This is a genomic window from Catenulispora pinistramenti (assembly GCF_018274385.1).
GTDB lineage: Bacteria > Actinomycetota > Actinomycetes > Streptomycetales > Catenulisporaceae > Catenulispora > Catenulispora pinistramenti.
In genome coordinates this window covers 1-3,304 of sequence record NZ_JAAFYZ010000426.1, presented here as the reverse complement: position 1 = coordinate 3,304, position 3,304 = coordinate 1, and the positions used below count along the sequence as shown (strand labels likewise).

2 protein-coding genes are annotated in these 3,304 nt (G+C 71.9%); both read left to right on the top strand.

Features of this window, described 5'->3' with window-relative positions; all coding sequences use genetic code 11:
* Positions 1–1,633: ROK family transcriptional regulator (locus tag KGQ19_RS48120; protein ID WP_212022278.1), on the top strand; the 1,633-nt coding region annotated here is incomplete at its 5' end.
* Positions 1,634–1,646: 13 nt separating this feature from the next.
* On the top strand, positions 1,647–3,304 hold a 1,658-nt coding region (locus KGQ19_RS48115), incomplete at its 3' end, for a DUF2264 domain-containing protein (RefSeq protein WP_212022277.1).

The window sequence follows — 3,304 nt, the reverse complement described above, 5'->3', positions numbered from 1 at the left end:
GGCTGGGGCTGGGTCCGGGGCCGGGCCCGGCACGCCCGGTACGTCTGGTCCATCCGGCTCGGAAGCCGACGCCGTCGGCACCTTCCTGGAAGCCGTGCGCCGCACCCACCCGTTGCCGGAACTACACGCCGTCATCCTGCGCATCACACCGGTCTGCGCCGGACGGCCGCTGGAAGCACGGATCCCATTACAGACGCAGATCGCGGAGCGCTGCTCCCATCTCGGGATCACAGTGCACCAGCCGCCGGAGCGGACCACAGGGTTCTCCTTCACCCGCGCCGTGCTGGCCCTGGACGCCGCCCGGCATCCGGAGTCCTCCACGCGGGTTCTGCTCGACGTGGCCTCGGTTCTGTCGCGCTACGTCGACAGCCCGGAACCGGCGCGGGTCCGCTGGATCCGCGAACCGCTCCCCGCACCGTCGGCCGCCCCGCACACGCTCCCGCTGCCCGGCTCCGGGCACTCCGGCCACTCGGGCCCGGCGACCGGCGGTGGCGCGAACCAGATCGACCTCGGCTCGTTCAACGAGTGCGTGGTGATCGAGACGGTGCGGCTGGCCGGCCGGATCACCCGCGGCGAGATAGCCGACCGCACCCGGCTCACGCAGCAGTCCGTGTCCCGCATCGCCCGCTCGCTGATCCAGCGCGGGCTGCTCGTCGAGGAACGGCAGCGCCACTCTGCCGTCGGCAAGCCGAGCAGCCCGGTCCGGTTGCGGGACGGCGCCGCGCACGCGCTCGGCATCCACATCGACCCGCACGTGCTGACCGCGGTGCTGGTCGATCTCTCCGGCCGGGTCGTGGCCCGCCGGGCCGAGCCGATCACCTCCGACCCGCGGCCGGGCGCGGTGGTGAATCAGATCGCCGATCTGGGCGAAACAGTGCTCGAACAAGCCGGACACGGCCGCTGGGAGGAGGGCTTCCTCGGTATCGGCGTGGCGACTCCGGGGCCGGTGGACACCGTCTCGGGCACGGTGCTGGATCCGCCGCTGATGTCGGTGCTGCGCGACGTCCCGCTACGGACCTTGCTGGAGCGCCGCTTCGCCTGCCGGATCGTCATCGAGAAGGACTGCTCGGCGGCGGCGGTCGGCGAGCGCTGGATCGGCCGCGACAGCCGGGCCTGCGACTTCGTCTACCTGTATCTGGGAACCGGCGTCGGCACCGGGCTGTTCCTGAACGGCGACCTGTACCGAGGGCTGACCGCCAACGCCGGCGAGTTCGGCCAGCTGTGCGCGGTCACGCTGGGCCGGTTCGACGAGTCCGGGCGGCCGGAGATCCTGCCGGAGTGCAACCCGGGCAGCTACGCGCCTTCGGACCAGGCGGCGCGCCCGCCCCTGGGCCGGCAGCGCTCGAAGCTGACCGTGCAGCAGGCCGCGAAGGCCGTCAGCCGGGGCGTGCTGTCGGTGATCGACCTGCTGGACGTCGGGCTGGTCGTGATCGGCGGCCCGTTCTTCACCGGCGAGGTCGCCGACGTCTGGCTCACCGAGATCGAGCACGCCGTCAACGCCTACCCGACCGCGCGCCGGCTGCGCCGGATCCGCGTCGAGCGCTCGGTGAACAGCAGCGAGGCCGTCGCGGTCGGCGCCGCCTCGACCATCTTCCATTCCACGTTCACCCCGCGGCTGCGCCGCACGCCTTGAGGACACCCGGCACATGAACGACCTGCGACTGCCTTCCGAAGACCACGATCAGTCCCCTTACACCGGCTGGACGCGGGCGCACTGGGAAGCGGTGGCCGAGCACTGGCTGCTGACCGCCCGCCGCCACGCCTCCCCCGACGGCGGGCTGATCACACCACCGGGCAGGCCCTCGGCGGCCGGGATCCGCAGCGACGGCATCGAGGGCTTCGCTCGCAGCTTCCTGATAGCCGCTCCGCTGCTGGCGGGCCGGGAGGCCGATCCGCACGACCACGCGGGGTGGTACGCCCGCGGGCTCGCCGCCGCCATGGCCCCGGACGGCCCGGACCGCTGGGGACGGGCCATCGGGGTGAACGAGATCCAGCAGTGGAACGGCACCCCGCAGCCCATCGTCGAGGCCGCGAACCTGGCCTTCGGCCTGGCGATCTGCCGCGCCCAGGTCTGGGACCGGCTGGAGGACGAGCTGCGCGACCAGACCGCCGAGTGGCTGACGCACCACTGCCTCAAGCACGGCTCGGACAACAACTGGCTGCTGTTCACCGCGGTCATCGAGGCGTTCCTGGTCCGGGCCGGATATGACGTCCCGGGCGGCCACGCGCAGGCCGACGTGGACTTGTTCGAGTCCTGGTATCTCGGCGACGGCTGGTACAACGACGGCCCGATCAGCCCGACGACCCGGCACGGGAATCGGGTGGACCACTACAACTCGTGGGTGATCCAGCCCTTCCTGTGGCAGTGGTATCAGCTGTCTGATCAGCGGGCTGAGGGACGAGCCGAGCGGCGGGAGCAGTACCTGCGACGCCTGGGCGAGTTCGCAGACTCCTACGCGCAGCTGTTCGCGGCCGACGGTTCGTCGCTGCACCAGGGGCGTTCGCTGACGTATCGGCAGGCGGTGCTCGGCGGTTTGTGGACCGCGGCACTGGCCGGGGTGGGAAGTGAGGCGGCGGGCGCCACTCGCCGCCTGGCCAGCGGTGTGTTGCGGCGCTTCACCCTCGATCGGGGCGTCGGCGTCGACGGGCCGCCTTCGCTGGGTTGGAACGCCGCGGAGTTCCTGCCGATGTGTCAGGGCTACAGCGGTCCCGGCTCGCCGTACTTCGCGGGGATGGGCTTCCTCGGTCTGGCGGCACCGGCCGATCATCGGCTGTGGACCGAACCGGAACAGCCGCAGCCCGCGGAGCGTGTTGACGGGGTCAGGACCGGTGTCGGCACCGGTGTCGGCACCGGCGTCAGGACCGGTGTCAGGACCCTGCATGCGGTCGGGTGGGTGATCCAGTCCAGCGATGGGATCGTGCAGATCGCCAACCACGCCAGCGATCATGTCGTCGACCCGGACACCGGTCTCGGCGAGCCGCACTACGCGTCGGTCGGCTACTCCACGCACACCGCGCCGGGCGTCGGTCAGGCGTGGGCCGAGGGGGTCGACGGGCAGCTGGCTCTGGTCGATGAGTGGGGGCGCGCGAGTCGGCGTGAGGGGTTGCGCGGCACGGTGACCGGCGAGGGTTGGGCTGCTTCCTGGTTCCGGCCGCGGATGGGCGGGGTTGATGTGCCGGGGGCGCGGGTGGTGTCGGTGTCGGTGCTGCATCAGGGGTCTGAGCTGCGTGCTCATCTGGTGACGGCGCCGGCGGGGTGGACGGTGCGTGAGGGGTCTTTCGCGGTCGCGGGTGGGGGTAGGGG